This window comes from Sutterella parvirubra YIT 11816, from assembly GCF_000250875.1.
In the GTDB taxonomy this organism is placed as follows: Bacteria; Pseudomonadota; Gammaproteobacteria; order Burkholderiales; family Burkholderiaceae_F; genus Sutterella; species Sutterella parvirubra.
Window position 1 is genome coordinate 1 of sequence record NZ_JH604882.1, and the last position, 897, is coordinate 897.

1 protein-coding gene is annotated in these 897 nt (G+C 65.7%); it reads left to right on the forward strand.

The window, feature by feature from the left end; all coding sequences use genetic code 11:
* Positions 1–88 precede the first annotated feature (88 nt).
* Positions 89–871, forward strand: a complete 783-nt coding sequence (locus HMPREF9440_RS02015) for a carboxymuconolactone decarboxylase family protein (protein WP_008540993.1) — start codon at positions 89–91, stop codon at positions 869–871.
* Positions 872–897: the final 26 nt, after the last annotated feature.

The following is an 897-nucleotide window of genomic DNA, read 5'->3' on the forward strand; positions in this document are numbered from 1 at the left end:
CCGAGGGCCCGACGCCCCGACGAACCCAAGTCCGAACGACCGAAGAACCCCTGAACCCAAGAACCCACCGATTTCCCAAGGCCCCGTCATGATGCGCAGAACCTTCCTCAACACCGCCGCCCTCTCCACCGCCGCCGCTGCCGTGGGCGCGGGTCTCTCCGTTTCGGCCCAAGCCGCCGTCCCCAAGACCGAGGGCAACGCCGCCAAGGCCTGGGCCTTCCTCTCGGGCGAAGAACAGGCGAAGCACGTGAAGTCTCTCCCCGTGCGCATGCAGCGCCTCGCCGCCGTCTCGGCGCTGACCGCGATCGGCGACGACCTCACCTTGGCGGACATCATCCGGCAGGCGCTCACTGAAAAGGTCGAGCCGCTCGCCCTCCGCGAAGCGATCATGCAGGTGATGCCCTACGCGGGCGTGCCGCTCGCACGCCGTGCGGAAGACCTCCTCCTCGCGATTCTGGAAGAACAGAAGCTCCCGCTCCCGCAACCCGCTCCCGCACCCGAGGACGGACGTTTCGAGGTCGGCCTCAAGATCCAGAAGGGGATCTTCGGGCCCGCGATCGATCAAATGCACCGGAACGCCAAGGCGGACGAGCGTCCGTTGATGGTGGACATGCTGACCAGCTTCTGCTTTGCGGTCGGCTACGTCCGTCCGGGATTGACGCTGCAGGAGCGCGAACTCCTCACCTTCGCGGTGATCTCGGCTTTGGGCGGGTGCGAACCCCAGGTGAAGGCCCACGCGGGCGGGAACATCTCGGTCGGCAACACCCGTCAGATGCTCCTCGACACGCTCGTGGTGCTGAACCCCATCATCGGCTTCCCGAAAACCCTGAACGCCCTCGGCATGGTGAACGAGGCGGCGCCGGCGAAGTAAGGACTAGTAAGGGAATAACGTGTAAT